Source organism: Xanthomonas boreopolis, assembly GCF_046529185.1.
In the GTDB taxonomy this organism is placed as follows: Bacteria; Pseudomonadota; Gammaproteobacteria; order Xanthomonadales; family Xanthomonadaceae; genus Pseudomonas_S; species Pseudomonas_S boreopolis.
Genome location: NZ_CP097162.1, coordinates 1,553,860 through 1,569,169 on the forward strand (window position 1 = coordinate 1,553,860; position 15,310 = coordinate 1,569,169).

Sequence of the window (15,310 nt, forward strand, 5' to 3'; positions counted from 1 at the left end):
GCGGTCCTCTTCCAGGAGGATCGTCGATGAAGTCCCTCAAGTTGCTGTTGCGGTTCGCCATCGTGGGCGGACTGCTGCTGGTGTTGCTGGTCCCGTTGCTGCTGATCCGGAGCGTCATCAAGGACCGCGAGCGCTACCGCGACGAAGCCGTCCAGCGCGTGGCCCAGAGCAGCGCCGGCGAGCAGCGCTTCGTCGGACCGCTGCGCTACATCCCGTGGACGCGCGAGGTCGAGGTCAAGGTCCGCGACGACGCCGGCAATACCACCGTGCAGCGGCGCCGCGAGACCGGGCACCTGGTGCAGGCGCCGGCCCGCTTGCGGATCGAGGGCGTGCTGGTGCCTTCCGTGCGCCGCGTCGGCTTGTTCAAGGTGCCGGTGTACGTGTGGCAGGCGCAGGTGCGGGCGACGTTCGCGCCGATGCGCTACGAGCCGTCCCCCGGCCGCGTGTACGGCCAGCCCTACCTGGCGCTGGGCATCGCCGATGTGCGCGGGCTGGCCGGCGAGCCGAGCCTGGCCGTGGCCGGCCGCGCGCTGGAACTGGAGAACGGCAGCGGCGGGCTGGAGCCGACAACGCAGGGCATGCACGCGCCGCTGCCGATGCCGGGCGATGCGCGGGACGGCACGCTGCCGGCGCTGGAGGACGTCGTGCTTGACCTGCGCCTGTCCGGCACCCGCTCGCTGTCGGTAGTGCCGGCAGGCGACAGCAACCAGGTGACGTTGCGCTCGTCCTGGCCGCATCCCTCCTTCGGCGGCGAGTTCCTGCCGGTCGAGCGGCAGGTCGATGCGAACGGCTTCCGCGCGCAGTGGGCGCTGTCCTCGCTCGCCACGCGCGCGCAGGCGCAGTTGATCGAGGGCACGCGGCCGGATGCGTTGCGCGTGGACCTGTTCGATCCGGTCGATGCGTATACCCAGGCCGACCGCGCCAGCAAGTACGGCGTGCTGTTCGTGCTGCTCACCTTCGTCGGCTTCGTGCTGCTGGAATTGACCAGGCAGTTGCGCATCCATCCCGTGCAGTACCTGCTGGTCGGGCTGGCGCTGGCGATCTTCTTCCTGCTGCTGCTGAGCCTCTCCGAGGTCGTCCCGTTCTGGCAGGCCTATGGCATGTCGGCCGCGGCGTGCATCGGATTGCAGTTCTTCTACCTGGCCGGGGTGCTGCACAGCCGGTCGCTCGCGGCCGGGTTCGCGGCGCTGCTGACCGTGCTGTACGGGGTGCTGTACGGACTGCTGGTCTCCGAGGACAACGCGTTGCTGATGGGGTCGCTGCTGCTGTTCGGCATCCTGGCCGCGATCATGTGGCTGACGCGCCGGCTGGACTGGTACGAACTTGGAGCCCAGCTGCGATGAGCGCCCTGTCGGCGCACGTACGCCTGCTGCGGCGGGTCCGGCGCCTGTTGCCTACGGCGCTGGCGACGGTGGCGATGCTGGCCCCGGCCGATGCCGTGTGCTGGGAACGCTCGCCGCTGTCGCGATTGCGGTTGCGGAGCGGGGGACGCGGCGCCATCGGCCTGCGCCTGGAGCGCCGCGCCGCCGCGGCGCTTCGCGAGCGGGGCATGGGCTGGTTGCGCCGGGCTACGGCCCCTTCGCCTGGCGACACGTCGCCCTACAGCGATTGGCGCTGTTTGCGCGCGCATGGCCGGTGCGTGTTCTGGAGCGAGCGGGAGGACGCGCGCCTTGCGCTGTTGCTGGATCCCGCCGACGGATGCCTTTGGCTGTTCTGGCAGGAAGAGGGCGGGAAGGCGAGATGTCGGTGCTGCTCTTGATCGCGGTGCCAGCCTTGGCGCTCGTGGCGTTCCTGGCCTGGGTGGCGGCCCGCTCCTGGGCCGCCTTCGCCCTGCTCACGCTATTGCCGATCCTGCTGGCGTCGCTGGGTGTCGGCATGTCGTGGAGCATCGCGGACTGGCCGGCGCGACAGATCGTCCCGTCGCTCGGCCTGGAGGCCTTGCTGCTGGGGGCGGGAGCGGTGGCGATGGCCGTGCTTTCTGCGATCGCCTCGCTGCTCGGCCTGTGCATGCGCGGGCTCCGCCACTGGCGTTCGCGATCGGGATGGTTTCGCGCTCGCCCCAAGGGACGCGGCACGCCCTAGAATTCGTCGCATGTCCTCGCTGCCTGCCATCGACGTGTTGCGCGGTCCCCGGATCGCGCCTTTCCTCGACGACGTCGCGCGCCTGCGCATCGCGGTGTTCCGCGACTGGCCCTACCTGTACGAGGGCGACCTGGACTACGAGCGCGGCTACCTGGCCGCGTACGCGCGTTCCGCGGACAGCGTGTTCGTGCTGGCGCGGGACGGCGATGCGGTCGTCGGCGCCTCCACCGGCCTGCCGCTGCTCGACGACGCGCCCGCTTTCCGCCAGCCGTTCCTCGATGCCGGCCTGGATCCGGCGCAGGTGTTCTACTTCGGCGAATCCGTGCTGCTGCCCGCGTATCGCGGACGCGGGCTGGGGCATGCCTTCTTCGATGCGCGCGAGGCGCATGCGCGGCAGCTGGGGCGATTCACCGCCACCGCGTTCTGCGCCGTCGATCGCGATCCCGGCGATCCGCGCTGCCCTCCCGGGCATCGCGGCAACGAGGCGTTCTGGCACAAGCGCGGCTACGCGCGCCGGCCCGGATTGACGATGCGCCTGCACTGGGAGGAAATCGGTCGCGGCGAGGCCGAGCATGCGCTCACGTTCTGGACCCGCCCGCTGGAGCCATCCTCATGAAGGTCGCCGCCGCCAAGTATCCGGTCGGCCGTCCGGCCGCCTTCGCCGCCTTCGCCGACAAGCAGGCCGCGCTGCTGGCGCAGGCCGCGCAGGCCGGGGCACGCCTGGCCGTGCTGCCGGAGTACCTATCGCTGGAACTGGCCGCGACCTTCGGGCTGCCGGTGCTGGCCGACCTGCACGCATCGCTGGAGGCGACCCAGCGGCTGCATGCCGATTACCTCGCGCTGTTCGGGAACCTGGCAAGCCGGCTCGGTCTGCACGTGGTGGCCGGCAGCTTCCTGCTCGCGGTGGGCGAAGGGCGCTATCGCAACCGCAGCTACTGGTTCGCGCCGGACGGGCGCCACGGCTGGCAGGACAAGCTGCAGCTGACCGGTTTCGAGAAGAAGACCGGCGTGATCGAACCCGGCGATGCGCTGAAGGTGTTCGAGGCCGATGGCGTGCGCGCCGGCGTCTCGATCTGCTACGACAGCGAGTTCCCGTTGCCGGTGCGGGCGCAGGCCGAGGCCGGTGCCCGCCTGCTGGTGGTGCCCAGTTGCACCGATACCGCCGCGGGCGCGACCCGGGTGCAGGTCGGATGCCTGGCGCGCGCGCTGGAAAACCGCATGTTCGTGGCGCAGTCGGTCACGGCCGGGTTGGCCGAGTGGAGCCCCGCGCTGGACGTGAACACAGGCGAGGCCGCGCTGTATGCGCCGATGGACGTGGGCCTGCCGGCCGACGGGGTGCTGGCGCGCACCGCCGGCGAGGACGTCTGGGCGGTGGCGGAGCTCGATTTCGCCGCACTGGAGGCCAGCCGGGCGCGCGCCCAGGTGGCCAACGACCGCGACTGGCCCGGCCAGCTGCAGCCGGCGCTGCGGCATGCGCGGCTGGCCGCCTTCGGCGAATCCTAGAAACGCCGCGATACCTGCAGCGACAGCGTGCGCGGGTCGCCCAGCGCGACCGCACGTGCCAGGCCGCCGCTGAAGTAGTCGCGGTCGAACAGGTTGCGCACGTTCAGTGCGCAGCTCCATGGCCCCAGGCGATAGCCCGCGCCGGCATCGAACACGGTGTAGCCGGGGATCCGGTAGCCGTAGCTGATGCGCGCATCGGCGGCGCGCGCGCCTGCGCTGGCGTACCAGCCGTCGCCGCCGGCGTACGGGTCGTAGCGCAGCCACAGCGCCCCGCTGTGCCGCGGCACGTTGGGCAGGCGGGTGCCGACGGTGCTGGGCTGCTGGCCGCCGTCGTCGCTGATGCGCGCGTCGGTATAGGCATAGCTGGCATTGACGCTGATACCGCTGCCGAAGTCGGCGCTGAGTTCCACTTCGCCGCCGCGGCTGCGCTGCTCGCCGATCGCGATGCTGTAGCCGTCGTTGGCGGGATCGCTCTGCAGCACGTTGCGGCGGCGCAGGTCGTAGATCGCCGTGGTCAGCATGGCGCGTTCGCCCAGCGCGTACTTGACGCCCAGTTCCCATTGCTTGCCCCGTTCGGGTTCGAAGGCCGCGCCCTGGGCATCGGTGCCGGCGTTCGGCGTGAACGATGTCGCATAGCTCAGGTACGGGCGCACGCCCGGCGCGAGCTGGTACATCAACGCCGCCGAGCCGGTGGTGGCCTGGGCATCGACACTGCCGCGGCTGCCGATCAGGCGGTTCTCGGTCTCGACCCGGCTGCGGTCGTGGCGCAGGCCGAGCAGCAGCAACCAATCCTCGCCCCATTGCAGGCTGTCGCGCAGATACAGGCCGCCGGAGGTCACGATCGAAAGATTGTCGCGGCTGCGCGCGGAGGGACAGGCGATGCCGGTGTAGACCGGGTCGTACACGTCGATCGTTCCGACCTGGCAGGTTTGCTGGGAGGCCCACTCCCAAGTGCGGAAGGCGTTCAGGCCCACGATCAGTTCCTGGCGGAAAGCGGCATCGCCGAAATTGGCCGCCAGGTAGGTGTCCTGCGTCCAGGTCCTGCCGCCCCATTGCTGGCGGGTACCGGAGCGGCGCAGGGTGCGCTGGTCGGCGAGGAAGGTCTCGTTGGCGACCAGGTCGCCATCGACTTCCGATTGCTGCCAGCGCAGGCCATGATGGAGCCGCCAGTCGTTGCCGAAGCGGTGGTCGAGTTGCCAGCCGGCACGCCATTGCTCGGCGTCGTAGGGCGATTGGCCGGGCTCGCCGGTGAACAGCGTGCGCCGCAGCGGGCCATTGCGGTTGGGCAGCACCGCCCCCTGCAGCGGCAGGCCCTGCTGGCGGACGTAGCGGCGCTGCTGGTAGCTGGTCAGCAGCACGAAGTCGGTGTCTTCGCCCAGGTCCAGTGCCAGCGCCGGTGCGATGAAGCGCTCGCGCGACCAGACGTGGTCGGTCGCGTCATCACTGTTGCTTGCCAGCGCGTTGATGCGCAACGCGGTGCGCTGCTGTTCCAGGGGCAGGTTGAGATCGGCGCTGGCCTGGCGCAGGCCGTAGCTGCCGACGGTCAGCTCCGCGTGGCCGCGGGCGACCGCCAGCGGGCGCTTGCTGACCAGGTTGACCATGCCGCCGGGCTGCACCTGGCCGTACAGCAGGGACGCCGGGCCCTTGAGCACCTCGACCTGTTCCAGGCCGTACATCGGCTCGGCCACGCGGTTGCCTGCGGAGCTGCGCAGGCCATCGACGAAGACCGAGTCCGACGCGGTCTGGCCGCGGATGATGAAGTCGTCCCAGCCGCGCCGGCCGAAGGTGCCGCCGACCGCGCCGCCGGCGCTCTGCAGCGCGTCGTTGAGGCTGCGTACCTGCTGGCTGTCGAGCAGGGCGCGGCCGAGCACGTCCAGCGCCAGGGGCGTCTGCTCCAACGGCAGGTCGGACTTGGCGCTCGTCGCGGGCGCGGCGGGATGGAAGCCGTTGCCCTGGTTGCTGACCCGCACGGCCGACAGGGTGGTGGTCACTGCCTCTTCCGCCGGTGCCAGCGCCGGCACGGCAACCGAGGACAGCAGGGCACAGGCACCGAACAGGCGGCGCCGGGGCGATAGTCTGGACATGGGGGAGTGCCGGGAAACGGTGGGGGATGAGTATGATAGTGAGAATGAATCTCAATATCGACCATCCGGTGCGCCCGAGTGCGCCCGTCGACCGGGCCAGGACGGTTGCGAGGCCCCGGCAGCGCCGATGACGCTCCGGTAAAATCGAGGGATTTCCCGTCTCACGAGCGTTCCATGACCTGCCGCACCCGTTTCGCCCCCAGTCCCACCGGCTACCTGCACATCGGCGGGGCCCGCACCGCCCTGTACTGCTGGCTGGAGGCGCGCCATCGCGGCGGCGAGTTCGTGCTGCGCATCGAGGACACCGACCGCGAGCGCAGCACCCAGGCGGCGATCGACGCGATCCTGGAAGCGATGGAGTGGCTGGGCCTGGACTACGACGAGGGCCCGGTCTACCAGACCCAGCGCATCGATCGCTACAAGGAGGTGGCCGAGAAACTGCTCGCCGAGGGCAAGGCCTACTACGCCTACGAGACCCGCGAGGAACTCGATGCCATGCGCGAGGCGGCCATGGCCAGGCAGGAGAAGCCACGCTACAACGGCGCCGCGCGCGAGCTGGACCTGCCGTACCGCGACGATCCGAACCGGGTGATCCGTTTCAAGAACCCGCTCGACGGCGTGGTCGCCTTCGACGACCTGATCAAGGGCCGCATCGAGATCGCCAACAGCGAGCTGGACGACATGGTGATCTTCCGCCCGGACGGCTACCCCACCTACAACTTCGCGGTGGTGGTGGACGATTGGGACATGGGCATCACCGAGGTCATCCGCGGCGACGACCACATCAACAACACCCCGCGCCAGATCAACATCTACGAGGCGCTGGGCGCGCCGGTGCCGAAGTTCGCGCACATGCCGATGATCCTGGACGAGCAGGGCGCCAAGCTGTCCAAGCGCACCGGCGCGGCCGACGTGATGCAGTACAAGGACGCCGGCTACCTGCCGCACGCGCTGATCAACTATCTGGCCCGCCTGGGCTGGTCGCACGGCGACCAGGAACTGTTCTCGCGCCAGGAACTGATCGACCTGTTCAAGGTCGAGGACGTCAACTCCAAGGCCGCGCGCCTGGACATGGCCAAGCTGGGCTGGGTCAACCAGCACTACCTGAAGACCGACGACCCGGCGACGATCGCGCCGCAACTGGTCTACCAGTTGGAGAAGCTCGGGGTGGACGTGGCCGCCGGGCCGGCGCCGGCCGACGTGGTGGTCGCACTGCGCGAGCGCGTGCAGACGCTGAAGGAAATGGCCGAGAAGGCGGAAGTCTGGTACCGGCCGCTGCAGGCCTACGACGAGGCCGCCGTCGCCAAGCACCTCAAGGCCGGCGCGGAAGCCCCGCTGGCCAAGGCCCGCGAGCTGCTCGCCGCGCTGCCGGAATGGACCGTCGAGGCCGTGGCCGCCGCGCTGCACGACACCGCCGCCGCGCTGGAACTGGGCATGGGCAAGGTCGCCCAGCCGATGCGCGTGGCGATCACCGGTACCCAGGTCAGCCCCGACATTTCCCATACGGTCTACCTGGCCGGGCGCGAGGAGGCCTTGAAACGCATCGACGCCGCGCTTATGAAGATCGGGACGGCGGCCTGAGCCGTCCCGTTCGAGGTCACCATGCCCGCCAAGTCCGCCAAGCACAGCTGCACCGATCCCCATCACCACGTCGATAGCGCCGATGCGTTCGTCCGCGCCGTGGAGCGCGCCTGCGCCGAGCGCGGGCTGCGGCTGACCCCGATCCGCGCCAACGTGCTGCGGCTGATCGCCGATGCCGGCAAGCCGGTGAAGGCCTACGAACTGCTGGAGTGGGTGCGCGAAGGCAAGGGCGTCGGTGCCGACGCCCCGCCGACGGTGTACCGCGCGCTGGATTTCCTGATGGCCAACGGCTTCGTGCACAAGCTGGAATCGGTCAACGCCTTCGTGGCCTGCCACCACCCCAACAGCGTGCAGCATTCGGTGCCGTTCCTGATCTGCGACCGCTGCCACAGCGCGGTGGAGCTGGAGGACAAGGACGTGGTGGCCCAGCTCGACGCCCGCGCCAAGGCGCTGGGTTTCCAGCCGCAGGCGCAGACGCTGGAAGTGCACGGCCTGTGCGCGAAGTGCGCGCGGATCTGAGGGCATCTTCGCCCGCGCGGTAGCCGGGCGCCGCCGCGATCGCGGCGGCGGGAGTCAGGCGGCCGCCGCGGCCATCGCGGGGCGGCGTTCGCGGATCGGCAGGTTCGCCAGTGCCGCGCCCGCGGCCAGCGCCATGTCGGCGTACCACATCCAGGTGTAGTCGCCGAACTTCTCCAGCGCCACGCCGCCCAACCAGGCGCCGAAGAAGCCGCCGAGCTGGTGCGAGAGCAGGGTGAGGCCGAACAGCGTGCCGAGGTAGCGCGGGCCGAACAGCTTGCCGACCAGGCCCGCGGTCGGCGGGACCGTCGCCAGCCAGGTGAAGCCGAGCGCGGCGGCGAACACGTAGAAGGTCAGCGGCGTCGGCGGGGCCAGCAGGTACAGCGCGATCAGCGCGGCGCGGCCGGCGTAGATGGCGAACAGCAGCCACTTCATCCTGAAGCGCTCGCCGAGCTTGCCCGCGGCCAGGCTGCCGGCGACGTTGAACAGGCCGATCAGCGCGATGGAAGCGGCCGAGACGCTGGCCGGCAGCCCGCACAGCGCCACCTCGCCCGGCAAGTGGGTGACCAGGAAGGCGATGTGCACGCCGCAGGTGAAGAAGCCTAGGTGCAGGCACCAGTAGCTGCGGTCGCGCAGGGCCGCGCGCAGCTGCGAGCGCAGGTCGCCGCCGGGCGGCGCGGCATGCGGGGCGGCATGTGCTTGCGGCTTGCGGCGCAACGGCCATGCCAGCGGCAAGGTCAGCAGCGAAAGCGCCGCCAGGCCGATCATCGCCATCGCCCAGCCGGCGGCGCCGATCATCAGCTGCACCAGCGGCGCGAACAGGAACTGGCCGAGGGAGCCGCCGGCGTTGATGATGCCTGCGGCGAAGGAACGCTTCTCCGGCGCCAACCGGTGCGCGGTGGCGCCGATCAGTACCGAGAAGCTGCCGGCGCCGGCACCTGCCGCGGCGAGCAGCCCCAGGCTGAAGATCAGCCCCCATTCGCTCGGCATCAGCGGGGTCAGGCCGAGCCCCAGCGCCAACAGCAAGCCGCCGGCCGCCAGCACCGGCAGGGGGCCGCGCTGGTCGGCCAGCGCGCCGAACAGCGGCTGCACCGCGCCCCAGACGAACTGGCCGACCGCCAGCGCGAAGCTGATCGCGGCGATGCCGAGGCCGGTGTCGCGGTGGATCGGATCGACGAACAGGCCAGTGGTCTGGCGCGCGCCCATGGTCAGCATCAGCACCGCCGACGCCGCGGCGAGCAGGCCCCAGTGCGCGGCGCGCGCATCGCGCACGGAGGCGTTCATGGCGTTCCTCCGTCGCGCAGCGCGCGGTCGAGGCGCTTGAGCGCGTCGTGCAGGGCAGTGGTGTCCTCCCGGCCGTACAGCGCCTCGATGCGGTCCTGCGCGCGTTGCCAGTGCGGCAGCGCGCGCTTGAGCAGGCGCCGGCCGGCGGCGCTGGTGGCGATGAGCTTCTGCCGCGCGTCCTCGCCGCGGCGTTCCTCGATCCAGCCCGCGGCCAGCATTGGCCGGAGGTTGCGCGAGAGCGTGCTGCGATCCATGCCCAGGATCTCGGCCAGCGCGCCGAGCTGCCTGGGCTCGCCGGCGCGACGCAGGATGGAGTACTCGTTGAGGCTCAGGCCCGCTTCCGCCAGTTCGCGATCGTAGACCAGCGAGGTCCGGCGCGCGGCGCGGCGCAGGTAGAAGCAGGTGCAGCGGCAGGGAGCGTCGGGCATGGACGAAGGAGTCCTGGGCGGCGATGTCGCGATGATATGTGTATATGCACCTATTCGCCAGCTTCGATCCCGGACTGGCCGCCGGGCCATGGCAAGAGGCTGGCGCAGGTGGATCCGCCTCCGCGGCGTGGGACTTCGGTCCCGGCGGTTCCACCGGGACGCCGGGACCGAAGTGGCGCGGACGGGCCGCTACCAGCGGTACGCCACCGACACCTGGTATTGGCGGCCGGCGATCGGGCGGCCCATGAACACGCCGCCGGTGGCCGCGCCGGGCACGCGCACGTTGCCTTCGGTCAGGCCCAGCTCGTCGGTGACGTTGCTGCCGCTGGCGGTGAACTCCCAGTGGTCGCCCACGTGCATGCTCGCGCCGACGTCGAGCATGTGGTACGAGGGCAGGCGCTGGGTATTGGCCAGGTCGGCGAAGCGTTCGCCGATGTAGGAGTAGGTGGCGAACAGCTTGAGGTCGCCGAACGGCAGCATCCAGTAGTAGCTCGGGGTGAGCCGGAACTGGCGCTTGGGCTGGCGCATCACGCGGTTGTCGGTGTACTCGCGGTAATTGCGGTACTTGGCGTCCAGCCACACGCCGGTGCCGGCCAGCTCGAAGCCGCCGAACGGCCGGATCGCGCCCTCCACCTCCAGGCCGTAGGCGCGCGAGTCGCCGACCGTGGTGAAGTTGCTGCCGTCGGCCAGGAACGCCTGGAACGGCGAGTTCTTGAAGGTGTTGTAGAACGCGGTGAGGTACAGGTCGTAGCTGGACGCGCCCGACTTCAGGCCGAGCTCGTACTGGTCGACCTGCTGCACCTTGTCCTGACCGTCGCGCAGGTTGTCGAAGCCGGGGAACTTGACGCCGGAGTTGGCGCGGGCGAACAGGCTGTTGTGCTCGTCCAGCCGGAAGTTCAGGCCGGCCGTCCACGACAGCTCGTCGTCGTCCTGGTCGATGCGGCGCACGCCGGGCAGCGCGACCGAGGTCTCGTTGTCGTAGAGCGTGTCCGGGTTGCCGTCCAGGTCGACGGTCGCGGTGTCGTGCACGTCGCCGGTCACGCTCTGGCGCTCGTAGCGCACGCCCAGGTCCAGGCGCAGGCGCTCGTTGAGCTCCCACTCGTCGGCGACGAAGGCGGCGATGTTCTCGCCGTCGTACTTGGCGCGCAGGTTGAAGAACGAGGTGCTGGTGAAGCCCTGGCGGGTCACCTGGCGGCCGTCGTCGAGCGCCACGTCGATGCGGCGGGCATGGTTCTGCGCGGTCAGCAGCATCGTGTTGCCCAGGTACCACAGGTCGTCGGAGGAGTACTTGGCGTAATAGGCGCCCACCGTGAGGGTGTTGCCGGCGAACAGTTCGCGGCTCAGGCGCAGGTCGTTGGTGAAGGAGTTGATGCGCTTGTCCACCGACCACCAGCCGGCTTCGAGCACCTGCTGGTCCGGGCTCACCGCGCCGCCGCCGTTGGTATAGGTCGCGGTGCCGCCGGTGCCGTAGCGCGCGATGAAGTCGCCCAGGCGCAGCGGCGCATCGCCGGTGAACAGCGCGTAGGTCGGCGCGGTGCCGCTCATCACATTGAAGCGGTCGGCCACGGTCCAGCCGCCCACGTCCCAGTTCAACTCGCCGCCGAACAGGTCGATGTTGACGCCGCGGCCATCGGCCAGGTCGCGGCGCACCGTCTCCCCGCCGGGGCCCACCAGGAGGTCGACGTTGCGGAAGTCGTTGCTCAGCAGCGTGCCGGTCTGCGGGTCCAGCCCGGGGAAGCCGGACAGGTCGCGCCCGTCGTTGCGCGACAGCAGCGGGATGGCGGTGTAGAAGGCGTTGTTGTCGTCGGTGTGGCGCGCGTAGAAGGTCAGCTCGCCGGTGTCCCAGCGCTTGCTCAGCGTGGCGCTGAACTGGCCGCCCTTGTCGGCGGAGAACTGCGGGTCGCGCACGCCGTCGCTCTCGCGGAAGAAGCCGCCCACGCTGTAGTACCAGCCGTTGCCCATCGGCCCGCTGTTGAACAGGTCGATGCGGTGCAGGCCGTCGCTGCCGCCGGTGAGGCGCACGCTGCCTTCCGGTTCGTCCTGGCCCTTCTTCTGGATGAAGTTCACGGTGATGCCGGGCTGTCCGTTGGAGAAGATCGGGCTGGAACCGCCGCGCAGCACCTCCATGCGCTCGACGGTGTCGTCGGTGCGGAACAGCGTGGAGTTCTCCAGGAACGACAGCGTCGGCGGCGGGAACAGCGGCGAGCCGTCCAGTTGCATGGTCACGAACGGCGCGTCGCCCTCCGAGGGCATGCCGCGCACGAAGATGTTGGCGCCGGTACCGCCGCCGCTGGGCTCGGCCCAGACGCCGGGCACGATCTTGAGCAGGTCGGCGGTGCTCTGCGGCACCGCCTCGCGGATCTGCTCGGGCGAGGCGGTGGTGATCGAGAAGCTGGCATCGCGCTTGCGCACGCCCTGGAAGCGCGCGGTACCGCTGACCACGATCGCGTCCAGCGTGGTCGCTTCCTGGCGCGGGTCGGGCGCGGCGGCGTCCTGGGCGAGGACGGGCGGCGCGAACATGGTGGCGATCAGGACATAGGGACTTGCATGAAGTTTCATGAGGGCTCCCTGTTTTTCGGGTGGTGGCCGGCACCTGCGCGGGGGTCCGCATGGCAGGGCAGGCGGGCGTTGCCTTCAGGCACGGGGGCGTGCCGGTCGCAATTAACCACCAACCGGCGTGAAGACCGCCGTGAAATCCGCTGCGTGCCCGGCCGCGGCAAGGCGGCGGATGCAGGGGCGGGACCGGGATTCCCGCACAAAAAAGAGGCCGCCCAGGGGGCGGCCTCGTCTGCGGCGGGGAGAGGACGCCGTCAGAAGAACATGCGCACGCCGAAGGAGTAGTTGCGGCCCGGCAGCATCACGTCGTCCTTCAGGAACGAGGTGTGCACGCGCGCGTCCTGGTCGGTGAGGTTGTTGCCGTCCAGGAACACTTCCCAGGCGGTGTTCGCGCGGTCGATGTGGTAGGCCACGTGCGCATCGACCATCGTGTAGCCGGCGGTCGGGGTTTCGCCCACGGCGACCTTGTCCTGCTTGTTGACGCGGGTGGCGCCCAGCGAGGCGCGCCACGCGCTATCTTCCCAGCGCAGCTGCGCGCCGACGCGCGAGGGCGCGATGCGCGGCAGGTTGCCGCCGTCCTTCAACCGCGCGCGTACGGTGTCGCCGAACACGTGCAGGTCCCACGCGCCGCTGTCGTTGTTGGCCAGGTGGAACGTGACCTCGCCCTCGAAGCCGTGGAAGACCGCGTCGGCCTGGGTCCACTGGCGGATCGGCAGTTCCTCGCCTTCCTCGTCCCAGAACCAGGTGTCGCCGGTGTCGGCGAGGTAGATGAAGTCGTTGTAGCGGTTGTAGTAGGCCGAGACCTTCGCGTCGACCCAGTCGTTCTGGTAGCTCAGGCCCAGCTCGGCCTGGTTGGCGGCTTCCTTCTTGAGGTCCGCGTTGCCGATCTCGTAGGCGAGCGTGGCGATGTGCGGGCCGTCGGCGAACAGCTCCTCTTCGGCCGGCGCGCGCTCGGCGTGGTCGAGGTTGAGGGTCAGGCGCCAGTTGTCGTCGAAGCGGAAACCGCCGCTGAGCGACAGGCTGCCCGGCTTGAAGTCGCGCGAGATGCCGTTGTCGGCGTCGTACTTGACCCGGTCGATGCGCGCGCCGAGGTCGGCCTGGAGCGGGCCCCAGCTGTTGCGCGCCACGCCGAACACGCCGATCGAGGTGTTGTTGGTCTTCGGCACGAACGATTCCTCGCCCACCGCCTGGAAGGTGGAATCGCTGCCTTGCACGCCGACCGCGGTCTTCCAGCCGCTGGCGGCGGCGAACGACGCCTCGATGCGGCCTTCGTTGGCGCGCTTGCTGAAGACGGTGCCGACCTCGTCGCCCTCGAACTCGGTGTGCGCGTAGTCGGTATGGCCGAAGCTGTAGCGCAGGCCGCTGCCTTCGCCCCACGGGTCGTTCAGGCCGCCCTTCAGCTCGTAGCGGTCCTGCTGCAGGTGCAGCCACACGCCGCGCTCGCCCGCGGCCAGGTCGCCTGGCTCGCCGGGGTTGCCGTAGTTGTCGCGGAAGCGCGAGGCCGACACGCCGACGAAGCCCCAGTCGCCGGCCAGCGAGGCGCCGATCGAGCCGGACTTGGTATCGATGAACGAGTTGGCCTGCTTGCCTTCCGGCGTGTCGTAGTCGTTCTGGTTGCGGTAGACGCCGTCGGCGTGGATCGACAGGCCGCTGCCGTTGCCGGCGTCGATGCGGAACATGTCGGTGTTGCCGTCCTTGTCGCCGCCGTCGAAGCGCACCTCGGCGCGGCCGTTGAAGCCGTCCACCGGCGTCTCGGCGATGCGCCCGTCGACCACGTTGACCACGCCGCCGATCGCGCCGGAGCCGAACAGCAGGGTCGACGGGCCCTTCAGCACCTCGATCTGGTCGGCCAGGAACGGTTCGACCGCCGGCGAATGGTCCTGGCTGACGGTGGAGACGTCCTGCGAGGACAGCCCGTCGTTCAGCACCGCCACGCGCGGGCCGTCGAGGCCGCGCACGATCGGGCGGCCGACGCCCGGGCCGAAGTTCGAGCTCTGCACGCCGGGCAGGCCGGAAACCGTCTCGCCCAGGCTGGCGGCGCGGGCTTCGTCGAGTTTCTCGCCGGCCAGCACTTCGACCGGGCGACTCAGTTCGGCCGCGGTGTCGCGCAACGGGCTGGCGGTCACCACCACGCCGTCCAGGTCCTTCACGTGCCGGCCGGCGGCGGGCTGCGCCTCGTGCCTGGGATCGGAAGAAGGAGGCGTCTGCGGATCGTCGGCGGCGAACCCGAGGCCGGGCGCGATCAGCGCGGCGAGGGCAAGGCAGAGCGGGGTACGACGGAAGGTAGAAGGCATGGGAACATCCAGTCTGTTGTTACTGTGTATCACCGGCGGGGCAGGCCTGTATCGGCCGTGAAGCCGCGACGGTGTGCATGGGTCATGGGAAGTAGCTGGGTTAATGTTATATTATTCCAATCCATCGTTTCATCCCTGCAGGAAGTCATGCAACTGCCCGCGTCGCTCCGCCACCTGCTCGACCGCTTCGGCGCCACCGGTTCGCTGCTGTGCGCCGTGCACTGCGCGGTGCTGCCCCTGGCGCTGGCGGTGGCGCCGTCGCTGGGGCTGTCGTTCTGGCTGGGGGATACCGTGGAACGGACGATCGTGGTGTTCGTGACCCTGCTGGGGCTGTTCAGCCTGCTGCTGGGGTATCGCCGGCACCACGCCCTGCGGGCGCTGGGGTTGCTGCTGCCGGGGCTGGCGGCGCTATGGGCCGGCGTGCTGTACGACCCGCTGCACCACGCCGCCGTGCCGCACGCGGTGGTCATGACCCTGGGCGGCACTTTGGTGGCCGTGGCGCACCTGATGAACCTGCGCTTGAACCACGGCCATGTTCACGATGCCAGCTGCGCGCATTAGAACCGTCATGTTAGGCTTGCCGACCTTGCGCGAGGGGCCGGAACGGCCTGCCTCGCCGGACCCGTGTCCGCACGGGGTTTTCGTAAACACATTCAGGAGTCGATGACATGGGTAAGGGTGACCGCAAAACCGCCAAGGGCAAGCGCTACAACGCCAGCTACGGCAACGCACGCTCGCACAGCGTGAGCAAGGTGGCCGTGGGTGCCGGCGCGCCGGTCGCCAAGAAGACCGTGGTCAAGGCCGCCAAGAAGGCCGTCGCCAAGAAGACGGTCGCCAAGGCCGGCTGATCGGTCCCGCTCGAGGTACGAAAAACGCGGCGCATGCGCCGCGTTTTTTTATGCCTCGTCCGCGCCTGGCGGAGATCCCGGGGCGGGGGCCGACGCTCGCCGGCACCGCCCTCCGGGACTGGGGTCCTGAATCG

At 70.0% G+C, this 15,310-nt stretch carries 14 protein-coding genes; 9 read left to right on the forward strand and 5 right to left on the reverse strand.

What is annotated here, in order from left to right; all coding sequences use genetic code 11:
• Positions 1-26 precede the first annotated feature (26 nt).
• From creD to M3M27_RS06950, 5 genes are read left to right on the forward strand one after another with little or no spacing between them, the layout of a single operon-like run.
• The gene (gene creD, locus M3M27_RS06930) at positions 27-1,343 is read left to right on the forward strand and encodes a cell envelope integrity protein CreD (protein WP_434027562.1); all 1,317 of its coding nucleotides are present in this window, start codon (positions 27-29) and stop codon (positions 1,341-1,343) included.
• On the forward strand, positions 1,340-1,759 hold the full coding sequence (locus M3M27_RS06935) for a hypothetical protein (RefSeq protein WP_434027563.1): 420 nt from the start codon (positions 1,340-1,342) through the stop codon (positions 1,757-1,759). The genes creD and M3M27_RS06935 overlap by 4 nt, the downstream gene beginning before the upstream one ends.
• Positions 1,741-2,082: a hypothetical protein gene (locus M3M27_RS06940; RefSeq protein WP_434027564.1), complete on the forward strand. Its 342-nt coding sequence runs from the start codon at positions 1,741-1,743 to the stop codon at positions 2,080-2,082. The genes M3M27_RS06935 and M3M27_RS06940 overlap by 19 nt, the downstream gene beginning before the upstream one ends.
• A 10-nt stretch (positions 2,083-2,092) precedes the next feature.
• The gene (locus tag M3M27_RS06945; protein ID WP_434027565.1) at positions 2,093-2,698 is read left to right on the forward strand and encodes a GNAT family N-acetyltransferase; all 606 of its coding nucleotides are present in this window, start codon (positions 2,093-2,095) and stop codon (positions 2,696-2,698) included.
• Entirely contained in the window at positions 2,695-3,585 is an 891-nt protein-coding gene (locus M3M27_RS06950; RefSeq protein ID WP_434027566.1) for a carbon-nitrogen hydrolase family protein, read from the forward strand. The genes M3M27_RS06945 and M3M27_RS06950 overlap by 4 nt, the downstream gene beginning before the upstream one ends.
• On the opposite strand, the gene M3M27_RS06955 is transcribed toward M3M27_RS06950, so the two are convergent.
• Positions 3,582-5,669 carry a TonB-dependent siderophore receptor gene (locus tag M3M27_RS06955; RefSeq protein ID WP_434027567.1) on the reverse strand — a complete coding sequence of 696 codons (2,088 nt, stop codon included), beginning with the start codon at positions 5,667-5,669 and terminating at the stop codon, positions 3,582-3,584. The two genes, M3M27_RS06950 and M3M27_RS06955, sit on opposite strands and share 4 nt — an antisense overlap.
• A gap of 174 nt (positions 5,670-5,843) precedes the next feature.
• Between M3M27_RS06955 and gltX the strand changes: the two genes are divergently transcribed.
• Together gltX and M3M27_RS06965 are read left to right on the forward strand one after the other, a co-directional pair.
• Positions 5,844-7,250 (forward strand): glutamate--tRNA ligase, encoded by a 1,407-nt coding sequence (gene gltX, locus M3M27_RS06960; RefSeq protein ID WP_140718965.1) that lies wholly within the window; start codon positions 5,844-5,846, stop codon positions 7,248-7,250.
• 21 nt (positions 7,251-7,271) lie between these two features.
• Positions 7,272-7,769, forward strand: a complete 498-nt coding sequence (locus M3M27_RS06965) for a transcriptional repressor (RefSeq protein WP_140718964.1) — start codon at positions 7,272-7,274, stop codon at positions 7,767-7,769.
• A gap of 54 nt (positions 7,770-7,823) precedes the next feature.
• Here the strand turns inward: M3M27_RS06965 and M3M27_RS06970 are convergent, their stop codons facing one another.
• The 4 genes from M3M27_RS06970 to M3M27_RS06985 form a co-directional block, all read right to left on the reverse strand.
• The gene (locus tag M3M27_RS06970) at positions 7,824-9,050 is read right to left on the reverse strand and encodes an MFS transporter (RefSeq protein WP_434027568.1); all 1,227 of its coding nucleotides are present in this window, start codon (positions 9,048-9,050) and stop codon (positions 7,824-7,826) included.
• Positions 9,047-9,478, reverse strand: a complete 432-nt coding sequence (locus tag M3M27_RS06975; RefSeq protein WP_140718962.1) for a MarR family winged helix-turn-helix transcriptional regulator — start codon at positions 9,476-9,478, stop codon at positions 9,047-9,049. Before M3M27_RS06975 ends, M3M27_RS06970 begins: the two co-directional genes overlap by 4 nt.
• Before the next feature lie 189 nt (positions 9,479-9,667).
• Positions 9,668-11,998, reverse strand: a complete 2,331-nt coding sequence (locus M3M27_RS06980; protein ID WP_434027973.1) for a TonB-dependent receptor — start codon at positions 11,996-11,998, stop codon at positions 9,668-9,670.
• Positions 11,999-12,288: 290 nt separating this feature from the next.
• A complete protein-coding gene (locus M3M27_RS06985) occupies positions 12,289-14,328 on the reverse strand; it encodes a TonB-dependent receptor (protein ID WP_434027569.1) in 2,040 nt (679 codons plus the stop codon).
• 147 nt (positions 14,329-14,475) lie between these two features.
• On the opposite strand from M3M27_RS06985, the gene M3M27_RS06990 reads away from it, so the two are divergent.
• Complete coding sequence (locus M3M27_RS06990; protein ID WP_140718959.1) at positions 14,476-14,889, forward strand: MerC domain-containing protein; 414 nt, start codon at positions 14,476-14,478, stop codon at positions 14,887-14,889.
• Between the two features lie 107 nt (positions 14,890-14,996).
• Positions 14,997-15,176, forward strand: a complete 180-nt coding sequence (locus tag M3M27_RS06995; RefSeq protein ID WP_140718958.1) for a 30S ribosomal protein THX — start codon at positions 14,997-14,999, stop codon at positions 15,174-15,176.
• The last annotated feature ends 134 nt before the right edge of the window (positions 15,177-15,310 follow it).

Bases quoted from the DNA above. Each gene is read 5' to 3' on its own strand.
- M3M27_RS06940 (WP_434027564.1), top strand. From the start codon at position 1,741: ATGTCGGTGCTGCTCTTGATCGCGGTGCCAGCCTTGGCGCTCGTGGCG.
- gltX (WP_140718965.1), top strand. From the start codon at position 5,844: ATGACCTGCCGCACCCGTTTCGCCCCCAGTCCCACCGGCTACCTGCAC.
- M3M27_RS06945 (WP_434027565.1), top strand. From the start codon at position 2,093: ATGTCCTCGCTGCCTGCCATCGACGTGTTGCGCGGTCCCCGGATCGCG.
- M3M27_RS06995 (WP_140718958.1), top strand. From the start codon at position 14,997: ATGGGTAAGGGTGACCGCAAAACCGCCAAGGGCAAGCGCTACAACGCC.
- M3M27_RS06950 (WP_434027566.1), top strand. From the start codon at position 2,695: ATGAAGGTCGCCGCCGCCAAGTATCCGGTCGGCCGTCCGGCCGCCTTC.
- M3M27_RS06970 (WP_434027568.1), bottom strand. From the start codon at position 9,050: ATGAACGCCTCCGTGCGCGATGCGCGCGCCGCGCACTGGGGCCTGCTC.
- creD (WP_434027562.1), top strand. From the start codon at position 27: ATGAAGTCCCTCAAGTTGCTGTTGCGGTTCGCCATCGTGGGCGGACTG.
- M3M27_RS06980 (WP_434027973.1), bottom strand. From the start codon at position 11,998: ATGTTCGCGCCGCCCGTCCTCGCCCAGGACGCCGCCGCGCCCGACCCG.
- M3M27_RS06965 (WP_140718964.1), top strand. From the start codon at position 7,272: ATGCCCGCCAAGTCCGCCAAGCACAGCTGCACCGATCCCCATCACCAC.
- M3M27_RS06975 (WP_140718962.1), bottom strand. From the start codon at position 9,478: ATGCCCGACGCTCCCTGCCGCTGCACCTGCTTCTACCTGCGCCGCGCC.
- M3M27_RS06935 (WP_434027563.1), top strand. From the start codon at position 1,340: ATGAGCGCCCTGTCGGCGCACGTACGCCTGCTGCGGCGGGTCCGGCGC.
- M3M27_RS06955 (WP_434027567.1), bottom strand. From the start codon at position 5,669: ATGTCCAGACTATCGCCCCGGCGCCGCCTGTTCGGTGCCTGTGCCCTG.
- M3M27_RS06990 (WP_140718959.1), top strand. From the start codon at position 14,476: ATGCAACTGCCCGCGTCGCTCCGCCACCTGCTCGACCGCTTCGGCGCC.
- M3M27_RS06985 (WP_434027569.1), bottom strand. From the start codon at position 14,328: ATGCCTTCTACCTTCCGTCGTACCCCGCTCTGCCTTGCCCTCGCCGCG.